Here is an 18,546-nt window from a genome sequence, read left to right as displayed (position 1 = left end):
TGTCCGTTGGTGAAAGATGCAACTTTAGCGTTCGTGGTTGCATCCGAAGATCGCCACCGAACGATCCCGGCCACCCGGCTGCCGGGCCGCCCGGCCGTCAGAGATACGCGGCGTACGCGTCCAGCGCCCGCAGAACCTCCGCCTCGCCCGCGGGCGGCAGTTGCAGGACGACCTCCTCGACGCCCAGGTCCGCGTAGTGCGCCAGCTTGCCCGGGCTGGGCACGACCGCGTACGGCACCACCTGGAGCTGCTTCGGATCGCGGCCGGCCGACTCCCAGGCCGCGCGCAGCTGCGGTACGGACTCCGAGAGGCCGCGCCCGCCGATCGGCAGCCAGCCGTCCGCGTCGCCGGCGATCTGTGCGAACAGTTTCGGCCCCGCGGCGCCGCCGATCAGGGTGCGCGGGCCGTTCACCGGGCCGCGCGGCTTCCGTACCGGCTTCGGATACGCGTGGCTCGCCCTGACCGAGGCGAACTCGCCGTCGTACGCGGTCGGTTCGTCCGCCCACAGGGCCCTCATCAGCGCCATCCGGTCGCTCGCCAGCGCCCGCCGTGTCGACCAGGTGACCCCGTGGTCCGCGGCCTCCTCCACGTTCCAGCCGAAGCCGACACCGAGCGTGAACCGGCCGCCTGAGAGGTGGTCGAGCGTGGCCGCCTGCTTCGCCAGGACGATCGGGTCGTGCTGGGCGATCAGGGTGATGCCGGTGCCGAGGGACAGGCGCTCCGTGACCGCCGCCGCCTGGCCCAGGGCGACGAACGGGTCGAGGGTGCGGCCGTACTCGGGCGGGAGCTCGCCGCCCGCCGGGTACGGGGTGTCCCTGCTCACCGGGATGTGCGTGTGCTCGGGCAGGTACAGCCCGGCGAAACCGCGCTGCTCCAGCTCCCGAGCGAGCCGTACGGGCGTGATCGTCTCGTCGGTGAGGAAGATCGTTGTCGCGATCCGCATGCGCGGACACCTCCGTCGTCGTCCGGTGACGGCACCAAGGTATGCGGTCGCGTGCCGTCGGGAGCGCAAAGCGGCGCTTCCGATCACGCCCCGGGTCGTGCGGCTTCGCGAAGGCCGTTTTCCCTCTTGCGTTTCCACGGAGTTCACGGCCTCATACGAGAGTTCGAGTACGTCACCCTCGTCACTCACGACACCCTGGGGAGCCACTCGTATGACCGGATCGATAGCCAGGCGCGGCCTTCTCGTCGGGACCGCGGCCACGGCTCTAACGTTGGGCCCTGTGAGCTTCGCCGACGCCGCACCCACGCCCGGCCCCGGGGACGACAGCGGGGACGGCCCGGTCACGGCGGTGCGGACCGTGCGCGGCACCCTGCCCACCGGGTGCCCCGACTTCGTCCACCTGCCCGTCGAAGTGCCGCACGGAGTACGGGAGATCGCCGTCTCGTACACGTACGTGAAGACTCCCGTACCGGCCGGCACCCAGGGCAACGCCCTCGACATCGGGATCTTCGACGAGCGCGGCACCGAGCTGGGTGGGCGCGGCTTCCGCGGATGGTCCGGCGGGGCGCGCGGCAGCTTCTTCATCCGGGCCGAGGAGGCCACACCCGGCTACATCCCGGGGCCGGTACGGGCCGGGACCTGGCACATCGCGCTGGGCCCGTACACCGTGGCGCCGGAGGGCCTCCCGTACGAGGTGACCGTCACGCTGACCTTCGGGCCCCCCGGCACCACCCCCGAGCCCGTCTACCCGCCCGAGCGCGCGAAGGGGCGCGGCAGGGCCTGGTACCGGGGGGACTGCCATCTGCACTCCGTCCACTCCGACGGCAAGCGCACCCCGGCGGACATCGCGGCCGCCGCGCGCGCCGCCGGGCTGGACTTCATCAACAGCAGCGAGCACAACACCTACTCCGCGCACAGCGCCTGGCAGGGGCTGTGGGGTGACGACCTGCTGATCCTGACGGGCGAGGAGGTCACCACCCGCAACGGGCACGTCGTGGCGCTCGCCACCGACCCGGGCACGTTCGTCGACTGGCGCTACCGGGCGCGCGACAACCGCTTCGGGCATTTCGCGAAGGCCGTGCGACGGGCCGGCGGCCTGGTCGTGCCCGCGCATCCGCACGCCACCTGCATCGGCTGCCACTGGAAGTTCGGCTTCGGCGAGGCGGACGCGGTGGAGGTGTGGAACGGCCCGTACACCCCGGAGGACGAGATCGCGCTCGCCGAGTGGGACAACTCGCTCGTCGCGGCCGTCCGCGCGTCGAAGCCGTGGATCCCGGCCATGGGCAACAGCGACGCCCACCGCGAGCCGGACAAGGTCGGGCTGCCGCAGACCGTCGTCCTGGCCGACGAGCTGTCACGGAAGGCGATCACCGCGGGCATCCGGGCGGGCCGCTCGTACATCGCCGAGTCGTCCGCCGTCACGCTCGCGTTCGGCGCCTCGGGCGGGCGCGGTCTGCATGCCGGGATCGGTGAGCGGCTGCGGGCCGACGAGGACGCACCCGTCACGGTACGGCTGGAGGTCACCGGTGCGCCGGGGTGCACGGCGCACTTCGTCACGGACCAGGGCACCCTGTTCACGGCCGCGCTGCCGGAGTCCGGGTCGGGCACGGCCGAGTGGCGCACCACTCCCTCGTACGCGGCCTATGTGCGGGCCGAGGTGCGGCACCCGGCATCGGTGCCGGGGCTGCCGGGAGCACTGGCCGCGCTCACCAACCCGGTGTTCCTGGGGCGTTAGCGCACTGCCGCGACCGCCCCTCCCGGTGCGGCACCACTCCCTGGAGCCGATAATTCAGGTTAGCCTAACCTCTATTATTCGTCGGGTGGGAGGGGCACGGTCGTGGGTCATGGCTGGGAGGGCGTCGTCCTCAAGCTGTTCCGGGGGCGTGACTTCACGTTCACCGTCACCGGGGCCGAACAGGTCACCGAGAACTTCCGGCGGGTGCATCTGACCGACGGCGGACTGCTCGACGCGACGGACGGCGCGCACCCCACGATGTGGGTCAGGATCTGGTTCGAGCACGAGGGCAAACCCCACCAGCGCGCCTACACCCTCGTCGACCCCGACCGGGAGGCCGGGACGTTCAGCCTGGAGTTCGCCCTCCACGACGGGGCCGCGAGCACCTGGGCGCGGACCGTCCAGCCGGGCGACACGGTCGACGCCACCCTTCAGGGCACCGGCTTCACCCTGCCCGAACCGCAGCCCGCCAGGCTCTTCGTGGTCGGCGACGCCGCCTCGCTGCCCGCGGTCAACTCCCTGCTGGACGCGGTCCCGGAGACACCGGCGACGATCTGGTTCGAGGACGCGCACGCAGCCGACGAGAAGCTCCCCCTGCGCCTGGACCCGGCCCGCCACACCCTGCACACGGTCCCCCGGCGCGACGAGGGCAAGCACCTGGTGGCCGAGGTGAAGGCCGCCCTGCCCGACCTGCTCGGCGACGACGCCTCCGACGCCTACCTCTGGATCGCCTGCGACACGGCGACGACCCGGGCCCTGTCCTCGTACGCCCGCAAGGAGCTCGGCCTCGCCAAGGACCGGGTGAACGCACTGGGCTACTGGCGCGCCGCCTGAGGCGCGGTCGCGGGTGACCGGTGCGGTCCGCCGGCCCGGTGCGGCTGCCACCGGGCCGGCACGTACGGGCGGAGGGGCGGCCCCAACCGGGGCCGCCCCTCCGCGCGTTGACCGCAATCTACCTGCGGTACAGGTCCTCGATCTCCGCGTCGAAGTCGCGTGTGATCGCGTCCCGCTTCAGCTTCAGGGACGGGGTGAGATGCCCGCTCTGCTCGGTGAAGTCCCCCGGCAGGACCGTGAACTTGCGGATCGACTCGGCACGCGAGACCAGCCGGTTGGCCTCGTCCACCGCGCGCTGCAACGCCGCGCGCAGCTCCTCGTCATCGACGAGTTCGCGAATCGGCACGTCCACCTTCTTGCGCATCCGGCGCCAGTGCGCGAGCCCGTCCGGCTCCAGGGTGATCAGAGCGGTGACGAACGGACGGTTGTCGCCGACCACCATGCACTGGCCGACCAGCGGATGGGCGCGCAGCCAGTCCTCCAGCGGGGCCGGGATGACGTTCTTGCCGCCGGACGTGATGATGATGTCCTTCTTGCGGCCGGTGATCGTGAGGTAGCCGTCCTCGTCCAGTGCGCCGAGGTCGCCGGTCGGGAACCAGTTGCCGTCCTCCAGATACGGGACCGCCACGCTGCGCTCGGTGTCCCAGTACCCCTGGAAGACCTGGCCGCCGCTGAGCAGGACCTCGCCGTCGTCCGCGATCCGTACGGCGGTGCCGGGCAGCGGCCAGCCCACCGTGCCCAGGCGGGGCTTGAGGGGCGGGGTGACGGTGGCGGCCGCGGTGGTCTCGGTGAGGCCGTAGCCCTCGAAGATCTCGATGCCCGCGCCCGCGTAGAACGCGGCGAGCCTGTGCCCCAGCGGTGAGCCGCCGCAGATCGCGTACCGGACATGGCCGCCGAGCGCGGCCCGGATACGGCGGTAGACCAGCGGGTCGTACAGGGCCCGGGCGATGCGCAGGCCCGGTCCCGGGCCGGGGCCCTTGCCGTGTTCGGCGGCCTCGACCGCCTCGCCGTAGCGCTGGGCGATGCGGGCCGCACGGTCGAAGGACGAGGCACGGCCCATCTTCTCGGCGGTGGCCCGGCCGGTGTTGAAGACCTTCTCCAGGACGTACGGGATCGCCAGCAGGAACGAGGGCTTGAAGCCCGCCAGGTCCGCCAGCAGGTCCTCGGTCTGGATGGAGGGCGCATGGCCGAGCCGGACCCGGGCGCGCAGGCAGCCGACCGCGACCATCCGGCCGAAGACATGGGACAGGGGCAGGAAAAGGAGGGTGGAGGCGGGGTATTTGGAGACGGACTTGAAGACCGGGTGCAGCAGCTCGATCGCGTTGTCGACCTCGGCGAAGAAGTTGCCGTGGGTCAGGACGCAGCCCTTGGGCCGGCCCGTGGTGCCGGAGGTGTAGATGAGGGTGGCGGGGCTGTCCGGCCGCAGAGTCGAACGCCGGGCGGCGACCTCCTCGTCGGGGATCTGCTTGCCCAGCGACTTCAGGCGGCCGATGGCACCGGTGTCGAACTGCCAGAGGTGGGCGAGATCGCCGAGCTGCTGCCGCTCCTGGCTCACCAGCCGGCCCTGTTCCTTGCTCTCCACGGCGCAGGCCACAGCGCCGGAGTCCTGGAGTATCCAGCGGGTCTGGAACGCGGACGAGGTGGGGTAGACGGGCACGGTGACCAGCCCGGCCGCCCAGGCCGCGAAGTCGAGCAGCGTCCATTCGTAGGTCGTACGGGCCATGATCGCGACCCGGTCACCGGCCTGGAGGCCTTCGGCGATGAGGCCCTTGGCCACCGCCTGCACCTCCTCCGCGAACTCCGCGGCTGTCACGTCCTGCCAGGTGCTGTCGGACTGCTTGCGGCTGATGACGGCCTCGGAAGGGGCCTCGCGGGCGTTGTCGAAGGGGATGTCCGCGAGCGATCCGCCCCGTACGGTCGGCGCGAACAGGGGTACGGAGACCTCCCGTACCGTGCCGTCGGCGGCTCTGACCTTCGTGGGCTCGACCAGAACGGGCACGGTGGGGGCCGCGGATGCGGCGGCAGCGGCTGACGTGGACACGAGCGGCTCCTCGGCATGGGGGTCGGCACCGGACTCGTCCGTGGGTCCGGTACCGGTGCGGGCTGTTGGGTGCGCTGGGTCGTGCGGGGCGCGGCGGGCGAGCCGGCGCCCGGTCCCGTCCGTCGGGGTCAGGGGCGTTCCAGGACGGCGGTGACTCCCTGGCCGCCCGCGGCGCAGACGGAGATCAGACCCCGGCCCGGAGCGTCCCGTTCCGCGAGGAGCCCGGCCAGGGTCGCGACGATCCTCGCACCGGTCGCGGCGAACGGATGCCCCGTGGCCAGGGACGATCCCGCCACGTTGAGCCTGTCGCGGTCGATCGCCGCCAGTCCCTGCTTCTCCCAGGAGGCCAGCGTGGCAAGCACCTGGGAGGCGAAGGCCTCGTGGATCTCGAAGAGGTCGAAGTCGTCGAAGGTGAGCCCGGCACGCTCCAGCATGCGCGGTACGGCGTACGCGGGCGCCATCAGCAGTCCGTCCTCGCCGCTCACGTAGTCGACGGCCGCCGTCTCGTACAGCGACAGGTAGGCGAGCGGCTCCAGGCCGTGCGCCTGCGCCCACTCATCGCTCGCCAGGAGCACGGTGGCCGCGCCGTCGGTGAGCGGGGTCGAATTGCCCGCCGTCATCGTCGCGTCGGGGTGACCGGCCCCGAACACCGGTTTCAGCGTGGCGAGTTTCTCGACGGTGGAGCCGGGGCGCAGGTTCTGGTCACGGTCCAGACCGAGGTACGGGACGACGAGGTCGTCCAGGAAGCCCCGCTCGTACGCTGCGGCGAGCCGCTGGTGGCTGGTGGCCGCCAGCAGGTCCTGGTCGGCGCGGGTGATGCCCCACTTCCGCGCGGTCACCGCCGCGTGCTCACCCATCGAGAGACCCGTGCGGGGTTCCTCGTTGCGCGGGATGTCCGGGACGAGGTGCCGGGGGCGTACGCCCGACAGGGCCTTGATCCGAGCGCCCGTCGACTTGGCGCGGCGGGCCCCCAGGAGCAGCCTGCGGAGCTGGTCGTTGACGCCTAGGGGCGCATCGCTCGTGGTGTCGGCGCCGCCCGCGATCGCCGAGTCGACGACACCGAGCGTGATCTTGTTGGCGGCGGCGATGACGGCCTGCAGGCCCGTGCCGCAGGCCTGTTGGATGTCGTACGCCGGGGTGCGCGGGTCGAGGGCGGAGCCCAGGACGGTCTCGCGGGCCAGGTTGAAGTCGCGGCTGTGCTTGAGGACCGCGCCCGCGACGAACTCGCCGACCTGCTGACCCCGCAGACCGAACCGATCGACCAGTCCGTCCAGTGCGGCGGTGAGCATCTCCTGGTTGGAGGCCTGCGCGTACGGGCCGTCGGAGCGGGCGAACGGGATGCGACTGCCGCCGATGACCGCGACCCTGCGCGGCTGCGGAAGTGCGAGAGGGATCAACTCGACCAACTCATCTCGACCAACTCCTGACTCTTGAGTAACCTTACTCTGGAGTAAATCTACGACCGAGCAGGAGTCTGGACAATGGCCGACCGCTATCTGCACCTCACCGGCACAGCACCCGGCCGCTTCCTGACCCGCAGGCTCGGCCTGCCGCAGCCCCGGCGGCTGCGGCGCTGGACGCTGGAGAATCCCACACTCGACGGGCCGTTGCTGCACCTCACAGCGGGTGAATCGGCGATCTCGGACATGCTGCGCGCGATTCTCGCGAAGATCGGCCCGGAGGCCACCGAGCAGACCGGCAACCCGGCGGGCATCGTCCTGGATGCGACCGGAATCACCACGGCCGCCGGACTCGGAAAGGTGCACGCCGCGCTCCATCCCGTCGTGCGCTCGCTGGCCGCGGGAGGCCGCGTCGTCGTCATCGGCGCCCCGCCGTCCCCCGACGACCACCACCAGGCGGCGGCCCAGCAGGCACTCGAAGGATTCGTGCGCTCGCTCGGCAAGGAGATCGGCAAGGGCTCCACCGCCCAACTGCTGCGGATCCCGTCAGGCGCCGCCGCGTCGGCGGAATCCACGCTCCGCTTCCTGCTCTCCCCCCGGTCCGCCTACATCAGCGGCCAGGTCATCGAACTCACCGACGCCACCCCGGACCCGGTCGCCGACTGGGCGGCGCCCCTGTCCGGCCGCACCGCCCTGGTCACCGGCGCGGCCCGCGGCATCGGAGCGTCGGTCGCCTCCGTACTGGCCAGGGACGGTGCCACGGTGATCTGCCTGGACATCCCGCAGGCCGAGGAGGAGCTGACCCGTACCGCCGCCCGGCTCGGCGCCACCGCCCTGCCGCTGGACATCACCGCACCCGACGCCGCCGACCTGATCGCCGCAGCCGCACCCGAGGGCATCGACATCCTCGTCCACAACGCGGGCATCACCCGGGACCGCAGGCTCGCCAACATGCCGGCCGAACGCTGGGCCCAGGTGATCGAGGTCAACCTGGACAGCGTCCTGCGCACCACCGACGCCCTCCTCAAGGCGGGCGCCGTCAACCGCGGCGGCAGGATCGTCGCCACCGCGTCCATCGCCGGGATCGCCGGGAACAACGGCCAGACCAACTACGCGGCCAGCAAGGCGGGCATCATCGGCCTCGTCCGCTCCCTGGCCCCGCACGCCGCCGCCGACCACGGCGTCACCGTCAACGCGGTCGCCCCCGGCTTCATCGAGACGAAGATGACCGCCGCCGTGCCGCTGTTCATCCGTGAAGCCGGACGCCGGATGAACTCCCTTTCCCAGGGCGGGCTTCCGGTCGATGTCGCCGAGACCACCGCCTGGTTCGCCCAGCCCGCGTCGAGCGCCGTCAACGGCCAGATCGTGCGGGTCTGCGGCCAGAGCCTGCTGGGGGCCTGAGCCGATGTCCAGCCTGAGCGTGTCCCTCCTGCGCGGGGCCGTCACCTCCCCGTTCAAGCGGGCAGGACGGTCCGGCGTCGTGCTCCCCACCGGCCGGGCGTCGCTTCCCCCAACCCGCAGTGCACCCGGGCCCCTCGCCTCGTACAGCAGGGTCTGCGGGTTCACCGAACCCGGAGTACTGCCGCTCACCTACCCGCACGTCCTGGGCTTCCCCCTGGCCATGCGCGTCATGACCGGCCGGACCTTCCCCCTGCCGGTCCTGGGGCTCGTCCACACCTGGATCGACATCACCCGGCACCGGGTCCTGCACCCGGAGGACCGGCTCGAACTCACCGCGTACGCAGCCGGCCTGACGCCCCATCGCCGCGGCACCGAGGTCACGATGGTGACGGAGGCGCGGCTCGCGGGCGAGCTGGTCTGGGAGTCGCGCAGCGGATACCTGTCCCGGCACCCCACCGGCACCACCGCACCGCCCGCCGGGGCGGCGGCGGCCCCCGAGGACCTTCCCGCCGTGACCGAGTGGCAGCTGCCCGGCGACCTGGGCCGCCGGTACGGTGCCGCGTCCGGCGACCGGAACCCCATTCACCTGTACCCGCTGACGGCACGGCTGTTCGGCTTCCCCCGGCACATCGCGCACGGCATGTGGACCGTCGCACGCTGCCTCGCCGAGGCCGAAGCCGGCATCGGAACCGAAGCCGGGGCCGAAGCCGGCATCAAAGCCGGAACCGTCGAACCGGGCCGGATCCGTTCCGTACGGGCCGACTTCAGGGCCCCCCTCCCGCTGCCCGCCACCGTGACGTACGCGGCCGCGGGCCCCGACTTCGAGGTGCGCGGCAAGGGCCGCGTCCACCTCACCGGCAGCGTGACCCTGGACGGCAACTAGCGGGACTGCCACCCACGGCCGTGCATGAGGTTCTCCAGGCCCGCCCACGAGAAGTTCATCAGGGTGCCCGCCGCTTCCTTGGCCGAGACGCCCGGAGTCTCGTTCGCCCACCCCGCGAGCGCCTCCGCGGCCCCCACGAGCGCCTGCGCGAGCCCGGCCACATCGCGGTCGGGCAGCGCGGGATCATGGTGCGCCTCGCGCGCCGCCGCCCCGATCAGACCCGTCACGAACGCAACGATCTCCTCCCGCAGCACCCCGACCTCGCTGACGAACGGCTCCCCCTGCGAACGCGCCTGCTGGTGCAGGACCGCCCAGCCGTCCGGGTTGTCCGCGGTGTGCGTGAAGAACGCCCGCAGCCCCGCCCACAGCTGGCGATCCGCCGGCAGCCCCGGCTCCACCGCCGCCTGCACCGCTTCCACCAGCGCCTTTGCCTCGCGGCGGATACACGCGGTGAAGAGTTCTTCCTTGGAATTCAGATACAGATAGACCAACGGCTTGGACACACCGGCCAGCTCCGCGATCTCGTCCATCGAAGCGGCCCGGTACCCGCGCTGCCCGAAGGTCTGCACCGCGGCATCCATCATCTGCTTCTCACGGACCGCGCGCGGCATCCGTTTGCTCTTCACTGCACTCACGTCAGACTTCCCTCCCGCCCCCACTGCCCTACTCCTCGGTAAGAGTACGGCGCGGGTCCCGCCCCCGTCGTACGGAAGGGGCGCCGCCCGGCCACGATGACCGGTAGTCGCCCACCGGCCCCCCGCCAGGGGACGCCCCGTACACCTCTGGTCCCCCACGGGATCACACCCGGGGCCGATGCCGTCGCCCGCTTCCCCCGCCTAGCGTTCCTTCCATGACGCTCAGACTGCCCGGACGCACAGCCGCCGTCGCCCTCACCGCCCTGGCGCTGCTGGCCCCATCCGCCGTCACCGCCCACGCCTTATCCGGCCCCGCGCCCACCCCTGCCACATCCGCCGCCACGCTCGAACTGCCCCGCCCGACCGGCCCGTACGCCGTCGGCACCGACGTTCTCCACCTCACCGACCACGACCGCACCGACCCGTGGGTTCCCGACTCCGGGAACCGCGAACTGATGGTGTCGGTCCACTATCCCGCCCTGCCCGGCGGCGGAAGCGGCCCCGCCCCCTACATGAGCACCGAAGAGGCCCAACTGTTTCTGGCGCAACGGAAACTGGACGGCATCGTCCCGGCCACAGTCGTCAGCTCCACCTCCACCCATGCCCGTACCGACGCCCGGGCCGCCCGGGGCCGGTTCCCGCTGGTGCTGCTCTCCCCCGGCTTCGGTACCCCCCGCGCCACGCTGACCTCCCTCGCGGAGGACCTCGCGAGCCGCGGCTACGTCGTGGCGAGCGTCGATCACGCCTACGAGTCCACCGGAACGGCCTTCCCCGGCGGGCGGATGCTCACGTGCGCGGCCTGCGACGCGGCGGAGGCGGCGCCGGACGAGGCGGCCGAGCGGGCGGTGCTGAAGACCGTCTCCACCGGACGGGCCGACGACCTCACCTTCGTACTCGACCGGCTGACCGGTCCCCGCCCGGCCTGGGACAAGTCCCGGATGATCGACCGGCGCCGGGTCGCCGCCGCGGGCCACTCCATCGGCGGCAGCGCCGCAGCCTCCACGATGCTCGCCGACTCCCGCGTCGACGCGGGGATCAACATGGACGGCACCTTCTTCGACCCGATTCACCGCTCGGGCATCGGCGACCGCCCGTTCCTGATGCTCGGCACCGACGCGGGCCACCGTCCCGGAGGTGCGGACGGCTCCTGGGACGAGGGCTGGCAGCACCTGGACGGCTGGAAGCGGTGGCTGACCGTCAAGGACGCCGGCCACTTCACGTTCACGGACATCCCGGAACTCGGCGAACAGCTCGGCCTGCCGGTCGACCCCGCGGCCACACTCTCCGGCGACCGCTCGACACGGATCACCCGGGACTACGTGGCGGCCTTCCTCGACCTGCACCTACGGGGCCGGCAACAGCCACTCCTCGACGGCCCGTCGCCGGACAACCCCGAGGTCGTCCTCCAGCACCGCTGACCGCCCGGCGGACACAGGAGCGCCCCCGGCCTCGTAAGGCCGGGGGCGTCTTCAAGCAGAGCCGACAGAACGTGCCCTGCACCCGACCGGGGTGCAGGGCACGTTCCTTACGGGCCTGGTGGCGTCACGCGGGGACGGGCACGCCCGACGGCTTCGCGGTCTCGACCTCGACCTCGATCTCGTCGACCGGGGAGGCCGACGCCGAGTTGTACTTGTCGTGGTCGAGGATGTTCTCGCGGGCCGACACGATCACCGGGACCAGCGCCTGTCCGGCCACGTTCGTGGCGGTGCGCATCATGTCCAGGATCGGGTCGATGGCGAGCAGCAGACCCACGCCCTCCAGCGGGAGGCCCAGCGTCGACAGGGTCAGCGTCAGCATGACCGTGGCGCCGGTGAGGCCGGCGGTGGCGGCCGAGCCGATCACCGAGACGAACGCGATCAGGATGTAGTCACCGATGCCCAGCTGGACGTCGAAGATCTGCGCGATGAAGATCGCCGCCAGCGCCGGGTAGATCGCGGCGCAGCCGTCCATCTTCGTCGTGGCACCGAACGGGACGGCGAAGCTGGCGTACTCCTTCGGGACACCGAGACGCTCGGTGACCTTCTGGGTGACCGGCATCGTGCCGACGGAGGAGCGGGAGACGAAGGCCAGCTGGATCGCGGGCCAGGCGCCCTTGAAGAACTGCAGCGGGCTGACCTTGGCGACCGTCGCGAGGAGCAGCGGGTAGACGCCGAACATCACCAGGGCGCAGCCGATGTAGACGTCGGCGGTGAACGTGGCGTACTTGCCGATCAGGTCCCAGCCGTAGTCGGCGATCGCGTAGCCGATGAGGCCGACGGTGCCGATCGGGGCGAGGCGGATGACCCACCACAGGGCCTTCTGGAGGAGCTCCAGGATCGACTCGCTGAGGGAGAGGATGGGCTTGGCCTTCTCGCCGAGCTGGAGCGCGGCGATCCCGGCGACGGCGGCCATGAAGACGATCTGCAGCACGTTCAGCTCGGTGAACGGCGTGATGATGTCCGTCGGGATGATGCCGGTGAGGAAGTCGATCCAGGAGCCGGCGTGCTCGGGCTTGGCGCCGTCCTTCGGGGTGAGGCCGGTACCGGAGCCCGGGTTGGTGACCAGCCCGATCGCGAGGCCGATGGCGACCGCGATGAGCGAGGTGATCATGAACCAGAGCAGCGTGCGGGTCGCCAGCCTCGCGGCGTTGTTGACCTTGCGCAGGTTGGTGATCGACACCAGGATCGCGAAGAAGACGAGGGGCGCGACGGCCAGCTTCAGCAACTGGACGAAGATGCTGCCGACCTGGTCGAGCGTGGTGTAGAGCCAGCTGATGTCCTGGCTGCGGGCGAGCCAGCCGAGCAGGACACCCAGGACCAGACCGGCGACGATCTGAACCCAGAACGGGACCTTGGGTATGCGGAAACCGGAGCCGGTGGACTTACCGGCGTCGGTCGCGGGGGACGCGGAATTCGCGGACACGGACACACTCCAGATGTGCGCATCGGGACGTACGGGGACGGACGTACCTACGTGCGGTCGAACGGGGACGGGGGTGCGGCGCCCGCGTCAGGGGCGGCGCCGCTGCATGATGCCGGTTCAGACGTTGCGGCAACAGACCGCGGACATACAGCGGCAGAGATCGACATGCAGGCGCGCCACGAGCGGGGGGCTCATGGTGTGAAAGGGGCGCACTGCTGCGTTCATGTCGAACACGTTAACACTTGTACTTTGAGAACCTCAAAGGTCTGCTTTGACGAAAGAATGCGCCACGGCCGCCGGCACCGCGCGCCCGGCGGGCTCGAAGCGTCGCGTACGGGCCCGGAAACGCCGAAACCCCGGCACTGGAGCGAGTGCTCCGGTCCGGGGGTTTCGTGCGTACGGGGCCGCGTGGTGTGAGGAACCTTACGCGGTGCTTACTGGGTGACTCTGTCCTCGCGCGTGCGGTTCGCCTCGAGCTTGGCCTTGGTCCGGTCGACCGTGGAGATGAGCTGGGCGGACATCTCGTCGCGCTGCTTGCGCAGGAGGACGAAGCTGAGGGGCGCGGAGAGGACGAGGCCGAGCAGGATGACCCAGACGACGTTGGATCCACCGAGCCCGGCGGGCAGCACGCCGAAGTGGACGGCGACACCGGAGACGAAGAAGCAGCCCACGAAAATCAGCAGGCGCATCGCGGTGTAGCGGATCGTTGCGCTCGGCTTGGCAGCGGACACGGCTGGCCTTCTCTCTACGTCCGACGTTCCTGCGGTCGTGCAGTCTGCGGTTCCACGGTTCTGCCCGACCAGTGAAGCATGCCCCGAATTCGATCAGTTCGCAGGGCTCCCGGTTTCCACGAGCCGTCCCGCGGAGGGGCTGTCCTGCCGGAGGAGCGGGAGCAGCATGATGATGTCGTCGCGGTAGTCGTCCTCGGCCACCCTGATCGCGTTCGGGACCCGGCCCACCTCCTGGTATCCGCAGGAGGTGTAGAAGCGGTCGGCCCCGGTGCCGCCGCGGCAGGTGAGCCGGATGGCGTCGATGCCCTCGATGGCGCGGGCGGCGTCGGCCGAGGCGGCCATCAGTTCGCGCCCGAAGCCCCTGCCCTGGTGGCGGGGGTGGACCATCACCGTGTAGAGCCCGATCCAGTGCCGCATCAGCCGGTGGGAGTTGTGCGTGAGGAAGGCGGTGGCGGCCACAGTGCCGTCCTCGTCCCGTCCGACGATCAGGCGGGTTCGGCCCTCGGCCATCCCGGCGAGGTGCCTGACCAGCTCCGGCCGGACCTCCTCGGCGGTGACGGGTGGCACGAAGCCGACGGCTCCGCCCGCGTTGGTGACGTCGACCCAGAGCGCGGTGATGCTGTCCCGCAGCGCCCGGTCGAACGGGGGATCGACCTCAAATGTAAGTGCCATAGAGGCAGATTAACCATTACCCCACTGCCTCTCAACCGGTGTCCACCACGCGAGAAGGCCCCTACGGCAGCCCATGCGAAAGCCCCGGCCGGGGACGGCTGGCCGGGGCTTTCACGAAACGGGAACAGGACCGGGAACCGGAACGCCTCAGACGCGCATCGGCTGCGGCGACTCGCGCCGGTCGGCGTCCGGACCCGGGTACTCGCGCAGGATCTCGTACCGGGTGTTGCGCTCCACCGGCCGGAAGCCCGCGTCCCGGATCAGGTCCAGGAGGTCCTCACGGCCGAGCTTGCTCGGCGTGCCGTAGTCGTCCGCGTCGTGCGTGATCTTGTACTCGACGACCGAGCCGTCCATGTCGTCCGCGCCGTGCTGGAGCGCGAGCTGAGCGGTCTGCACCCCGTGCATCACCCAGAACACCTTGACGTGGGGAACGTTGTCGAAGAGCAGCCGCGAGACCGCGAAGGTCTTGAGCGCCTCCGCGCCGGTCGCCATCGACGTCCGCGCCTGGAGCGTGTTGCGGACCTTGCCGTCCTTCATGTCCACGAAGTCGTGCTGGTAGCGCAGCGGGATGAAGACCTGGAAGCCGCCGGTCTCGTCCTGCATCTCCCGCAGCCGCAGCACGTGGTCGACGCGGTGACGGGGCTCCTCGATGTGCCCGTACAGCATCGTCGCCGGGGTCTTGAGCCCCTTCTCGTGCGCGAGACGGTGGATGCGCGACCAGTCCTCCCAGTGGGTGTTGTGGTCGACGATGTGCTGGCGGACCTCCCAGTCGAAGATCTCCGCGCCACCGCCGGTCAGCGACTCCAGACCGGCCTCGATCAGCTCGTCGAGGATCTCGGACGCCGAGAGCCCCGAGATCGTCTCGAAGTGGTGGATCTCCGTCGCGGTGAACGCCTTGAGCCCCACGTTCGGCAGGGCTTCCTTGAGCGCGCTGAGCGAACGGGGGTAGTAGCGCCACGGCAGGGTGGGGTGCAGCCCGTTGACGATGTGCAGCTCGGTGAGGTTCTCGTTCTCCATCGCCTTGGCGAGGCGGACGGCTTCCTCGATGCGCATCGTGTACGCGTCCTTCTCGCCCGGCTTGCGCTGGAACGAGCAGTACGCGCAGGACGCGGTGCACACGTTGGTCATGTTGAGGTGGCGGTTGACGTTGAAGTGGACGACGTCGCCGTTCTTCCTCGTACGCACCTCGTGGGCCAGCCCGCCGAGCCAGGCCAGGTCGTCGGACTCGTAGAGCGCGATCCCGTCCTCGCGGGTCAGCCGCTCGCCGGCCCGGACCTTCTCCTCCAGCTCGCGCTTGAGTCCCGCGTCCACTAGGGCGCCTCCCATATCTCTACGTAACAGACTCCGGCAGCCAACCGTACGCCTATGCCTCGTCGGGCAGTTCCCCGACCCGGTTCTCCCACTTGGTGGAGAGCACGATCGTGGTACGGGTCCGGGAGACCCCCTTCGTGCCACTGAGCCGGCGGATCGTCTTCTCGAGGCCGTCCACGTCGCCGACCCGCACCTTGAGCATGTACGAGTCGTCACCCGCGATGAACCAGCAGTCCTCGATCTCGGCGAGGTCCTTCAGCCGGTGCGCGACGTCCTCGTGGTCGGCGGCGTCGGAGAGCGAGATGCCGATCAGCGCGGTGACCCCGAGTCCCAGCGACGCGGAGGCGACCGTCGCGCGGTAGCCGGTGATGACACCGGCGGTTTCCAGCCGGTTGATCCGGTCGGTGACGCTGGGCCCGGAGAGCCCCACGAGCCGCCCCAGCTCGGCATACGAGGCCCTGCCGTTCTCTCTGAGGGCCTGGATGAGCTGCCTGTCCACCGCGTCCATATGACTGAAACCTTCCATTGTTCAGCAGTACCGCGAGTTTAAGTGTAGAATCTAAGGCATGCAGGGCCCAGACCCTGCAAATCTTTCAGAACATCCAAGAAATGCTTTCGAATCTTCAGGAGTGAACTTCACCGTGTACACGATCGAGATGGCCTACGCCCGGATGCGCGAGCTGCAGGACCTGGCCAACCGCTCGCGTGCCCACCAGCCCGCCGCCGCGCACCGCGTCGACAAGACCCGCGCCCCGCGCACGCCCAAGAAGCGCTGACCGGCTAGGACCTTTCACGGGAGCCCCCACCGAGCTCTCCTTCCCACCGGCGGTACAGCTGGTGCGGCACCCCTGCCGCGTCCAGCACCCGCCCCGCGACGAAGTCCACCAGATCCTGGATGTGCGTCGCACCCGCGTAGAACGCCGGAGAGGCGGGCAGCACCACTGCGCCCGCCTCGTCGAGCGCGACCATCTGCTTCAGCGTCTGCCCGCTCAGCGGGGTCTCGCGGACCGCGACGACCAGCCTCCGCCGCTCCTTGAGCGTGACGCTCGCGGCCCGCTGCAGCAGGTCCTTGGACAGTCCGAGTGCCACCCCGGCCACACAGGCCGTCGACGCCGGCACGATGAGCATCCCCTTCGCCGGGTAGGACCCCGAGGACGGCCCGGCCGCCAGATCGCCGGCCGGCCAGTGCCGTACGCGATCGAGATCCGTCCCGCTCACACCGAAGGTGTGCGGCTTCCCGTCGGCACCCCGCGCCAGCCAGTCGCCCAGGTCCTCCCGCCAGTGCGCGTCGCGGAAGGCGATCCCCGTCTCGTCCAGAAGGGTGAGGCGCGAGGCGCGGCTCACCACCAGGTCGACACTCTCCCCCGCGGCCAGCAGCCCCCGCAGGACCGAGGCGGCGAACGGCGTCCCCGATGCGCCGGACACCCCGACAATCCAAGGCCTGCGCTGCTGCTGACTCACTGAAGTCCCGGAATCCACACCACCGAGCCTATCCGGCACCCCCGGTCAGGAACCGAGCCAGGTACTCCGTACGTTCCGTCAGGTGAAGGGACAGCCATGGACCAGGGGGTGACCATGACCGGTACGCGCACAGGCGCCACCGCACGGGCCGTCACGGCGGGCGCCGTGATGCTGGGGTGGATCGCGCTGCTGTGGGTGCTGGAAGGCATCGACACGGCTACCGGCCACTCCCTCGACACGTACGGCATCAGCCCGCGTGAGCCCGCGGAGCTCGCCGACATCGTGCCGTCCGCGTTCCTGCACAGCGGCTGGGAGCACGTGGCCTCCAACAGCGTCCCGCTGCTGGTGCTCGGCTTCATCGCGGCACTCGCGGGGATACGCAGGTTCGCCGCCGTGGTCCTGGTGGTGATCGTGACGGGCGGCCTCGGCGTCTGGCTCACCGCGCCCCCGAACACGGTCACGCTCGGCGCGTCCGGTGTCGTCTTCGGCCTCTTCGGCTATCTGCTGGTCCGCGGCTTCGTGGACCGCCGCCCGCTCGACATCGTCGTCGGCCTGGTCATCGCCGCGGTCTACGGCTCACTGCTCTGGGGTGTGCTGCCGACCGACTCCGGCATCAGCTGGCAGGGCCACCTGTTCGGCCTCATGGGCGGGGTGGCGGCGGCCTTCGCCTTCCGCCGCCCCCGCCGCACGGCCGGTGCCGTCACGGTGTGAGACCGCGCACCAGCAGGTCGAGCAGCGCGCAGGCGAACAGCGCGATGCCGATGAACCCGTTGACCGAGAAGAACGCCCGGTTCAGCCGGGACAGATCGTGCGGCCGCACGACCCGGTGCTCGTACACGAAGGCCGCTGCGACGATCGCCATGCCGATCCAGTAGAAGAGCTCCGCGTCCGTCGCCAGGCCGAACCAGACCAGCAGCCCGGTCGTCACGACGTGGCAGACCCGCGCGCCCCACAGCGCGGCCGGGATCCCGAAGCGCGCCGGGAAGGAGAGCACCCCGTGGGCCCGGTCGGCCTGCACGTCCTGGCAGGCGAAGATCAGGTCGAAGCCGCCGATCCAGATCCCGACGGCCAGGCCGAGGATCACCGCGTCCCACGACCAGCTGCCGGTCACCGCGAGCCAGGCGCCGATCGGCCCGATGGCCTGGGCGATGCCGAGGATCGCGTGCGGGAAGTTCGTGAACCGCTTGCCGTACGGGTAGACGACCATCGGCACGACGGCGACGGGTGCCAGCGCCAGACAGAGCGGGTTCAGCAGGGCGGCCGCGCCGAGGAAGACGACGACGGCGACGACCGCGCCGGTCCACGCCGACTTCACCGAGACCGCACCGGTGACCAGTTCACGGCTCGCGGTGCGGGGGTTACGGGCGTCGATCTCCCGGTCGATGATCCGGTTGGCGGCCATGGCGAACGTCCGCAGCCCGACCATGGCGACGGTCACGAGCAGCAGGGTGCCCCAGTGGATGTCCTTGTCCAGCTGGAACATCGCGGTCAGCGCGGCGATGTACGCGAACGGCAGGGCGAACACCGAGTGCTCGATCATCACCAGCCGCAGGAACGCGCGGGGCGTGCTGCGGGGCTGCGGCATCGCAGCGGCGGAG

General features: G+C 70.8%; 18 protein-coding genes. 7 read left to right on the top strand and 11 right to left on the bottom strand.

Going from position 1 to position 18,546, the window contains the following annotated elements; all coding sequences use genetic code 11:
• Positions 1–97: 97 nt before the first annotated feature.
• Entirely contained in the window at positions 98–943 is an 846-nt protein-coding gene (locus OG257_RS22155; RefSeq protein ID WP_329209998.1) for an LLM class F420-dependent oxidoreductase, read from the bottom strand.
• 211 nt (positions 944–1,154) lie between these two features.
• Here OG257_RS22155 and OG257_RS22150 point away from each other — a divergent pair, with 211 nt between their 5' ends.
• Positions 1,155–2,678 carry a CehA/McbA family metallohydrolase gene (locus tag OG257_RS22150; RefSeq protein ID WP_329209996.1) on the top strand — a complete coding sequence of 508 codons (1,524 nt, stop codon included), beginning with the start codon at positions 1,155–1,157 and terminating at the stop codon, positions 2,676–2,678.
• Between the two features lie 102 nt (positions 2,679–2,780).
• Complete coding sequence (locus tag OG257_RS22145; RefSeq protein ID WP_329209995.1) at positions 2,781–3,512, top strand: siderophore-interacting protein; 732 nt, start codon at positions 2,781–2,783, stop codon at positions 3,510–3,512.
• A gap of 118 nt (positions 3,513–3,630) precedes the next feature.
• Here the strand turns inward: OG257_RS22145 and OG257_RS22140 are convergent, their stop codons facing one another.
• Together OG257_RS22140 and OG257_RS22135 are read right to left on the bottom strand one after the other, a co-directional pair.
• Positions 3,631–5,553 carry an AMP-dependent synthetase/ligase gene (locus OG257_RS22140; RefSeq protein ID WP_329209993.1) on the bottom strand — a complete coding sequence of 641 codons (1,923 nt, stop codon included), beginning with the start codon at positions 5,551–5,553 and terminating at the stop codon, positions 3,631–3,633.
• A 128-nt stretch (positions 5,554–5,681) separates the two neighbouring features.
• On the bottom strand, positions 5,682–6,959 hold the full coding sequence (locus OG257_RS22135; RefSeq protein ID WP_329209991.1) for an acetyl-CoA C-acetyltransferase: 1,278 nt from the start codon (positions 6,957–6,959) through the stop codon (positions 5,682–5,684).
• A gap of 75 nt (positions 6,960–7,034) precedes the next feature.
• Here OG257_RS22135 and OG257_RS22130 point away from each other — a divergent pair, with 75 nt between their 5' ends.
• Both OG257_RS22130 and OG257_RS22125 read left to right on the top strand, forming a co-directional pair.
• Positions 7,035–8,354: a 3-oxoacyl-ACP reductase gene (locus tag OG257_RS22130; protein ID WP_329209990.1), complete on the top strand. Its 1,320-nt coding sequence runs from the start codon at positions 7,035–7,037 to the stop codon at positions 8,352–8,354.
• A gap of 4 nt (positions 8,355–8,358) precedes the next feature.
• Positions 8,359–9,237, top strand: a complete 879-nt coding sequence (locus OG257_RS22125) for a MaoC/PaaZ C-terminal domain-containing protein (protein ID WP_329209988.1) — start codon at positions 8,359–8,361, stop codon at positions 9,235–9,237.
• Here the strand turns inward: OG257_RS22125 and OG257_RS22120 are convergent.
• Positions 9,234–9,848 carry a TetR/AcrR family transcriptional regulator gene (locus OG257_RS22120; protein ID WP_329215268.1) on the bottom strand — a complete coding sequence of 205 codons (615 nt, stop codon included), beginning with the start codon at positions 9,846–9,848 and terminating at the stop codon, positions 9,234–9,236. The genes OG257_RS22125 and OG257_RS22120 overlap by 4 nt on opposite strands.
• A 239-nt stretch (positions 9,849–10,087) precedes the next feature.
• Between OG257_RS22120 and OG257_RS22115 the strand changes: the two genes are divergently transcribed.
• Positions 10,088–11,290, top strand: coding sequence for an alpha/beta hydrolase family protein (locus OG257_RS22115; protein ID WP_329209987.1), 1,203 nt, complete (start codon positions 10,088–10,090; stop codon positions 11,288–11,290).
• A 124-nt stretch (positions 11,291–11,414) separates the two neighbouring features.
• Here OG257_RS22115 and OG257_RS22110 read toward each other — a convergent pair whose 3' ends face one another.
• The 5 genes from OG257_RS22110 to OG257_RS22090 all read right to left on the bottom strand — a co-directional run bounded on the left by OG257_RS22110 (position 11,415) and on the right by OG257_RS22090 (position 15,995).
• Entirely contained in the window at positions 11,415–12,773 is a 1,359-nt protein-coding gene (locus OG257_RS22110) for a dicarboxylate/amino acid:cation symporter (protein WP_329209986.1), read from the bottom strand.
• 434 nt (positions 12,774–13,207) lie between these two features.
• Entirely contained in the window at positions 13,208–13,504 is a 297-nt protein-coding gene (locus OG257_RS22105) for a DUF4229 domain-containing protein (RefSeq protein WP_329209984.1), read from the bottom strand.
• Between the two features lie 93 nt (positions 13,505–13,597).
• Positions 13,598–14,176 carry a GNAT family N-acetyltransferase gene (locus OG257_RS22100; RefSeq protein ID WP_329209982.1) on the bottom strand — a complete coding sequence of 193 codons (579 nt, stop codon included), beginning with the start codon at positions 14,174–14,176 and terminating at the stop codon, positions 13,598–13,600.
• A gap of 147 nt (positions 14,177–14,323) precedes the next feature.
• A complete protein-coding gene (mqnE, locus tag OG257_RS22095) occupies positions 14,324–15,487 on the bottom strand; it encodes an aminofutalosine synthase MqnE (RefSeq protein ID WP_329215266.1) in 1,164 nt (387 codons plus the stop codon).
• 52 nt (positions 15,488–15,539) lie between these two features.
• On the bottom strand, positions 15,540–15,995 hold the full coding sequence (locus OG257_RS22090; RefSeq protein ID WP_329209980.1) for an Lrp/AsnC family transcriptional regulator: 456 nt from the start codon (positions 15,993–15,995) through the stop codon (positions 15,540–15,542).
• A 121-nt stretch (positions 15,996–16,116) separates the two neighbouring features.
• Between OG257_RS22090 and OG257_RS22085 the strand changes: the two genes are divergently transcribed.
• Complete coding sequence (locus OG257_RS22085) at positions 16,117–16,263, top strand: hypothetical protein (protein WP_329215560.1); 147 nt, start codon at positions 16,117–16,119, stop codon at positions 16,261–16,263.
• Positions 16,264–16,267: 4 nt separating this feature from the next.
• Here OG257_RS22085 and OG257_RS22080 read toward each other — a convergent pair whose 3' ends face one another.
• Positions 16,268–16,948 (bottom strand): UbiX family flavin prenyltransferase, encoded by a 681-nt coding sequence (locus OG257_RS22080; protein WP_329209978.1) that lies wholly within the window; start codon positions 16,946–16,948, stop codon positions 16,268–16,270.
• 114 nt (positions 16,949–17,062) lie between these two features.
• On the opposite strand from OG257_RS22080, the gene OG257_RS22075 reads away from it, so the two are divergent.
• Positions 17,063–17,659 carry a rhomboid family intramembrane serine protease gene (locus tag OG257_RS22075; RefSeq protein ID WP_329209976.1) on the top strand — a complete coding sequence of 199 codons (597 nt, stop codon included), beginning with the start codon at positions 17,063–17,065 and terminating at the stop codon, positions 17,657–17,659.
• Here OG257_RS22075 and mqnP read toward each other — a convergent pair.
• Positions 17,649–18,533 carry a menaquinone biosynthesis prenyltransferase MqnP gene (mqnP, locus tag OG257_RS22070; RefSeq protein WP_329215263.1) on the bottom strand — a complete coding sequence of 295 codons (885 nt, stop codon included), beginning with the start codon at positions 18,531–18,533 and terminating at the stop codon, positions 17,649–17,651. The genes OG257_RS22075 and mqnP overlap by 11 nt on opposite strands.
• Positions 18,534–18,546 lie beyond the last annotated feature (13 nt).

The sequence above is a fragment of the Streptomyces sp. NBC_00683 genome (genome assembly GCF_036226745.1).
In the GTDB taxonomy this organism is placed as follows: domain Bacteria; phylum Actinomycetota; class Actinomycetes; order Streptomycetales; family Streptomycetaceae; genus Streptomyces.
The sequence above is the reverse complement of the archived record's forward strand: the minus strand, read 5'-3'. Positions and strand labels throughout refer to the sequence as shown.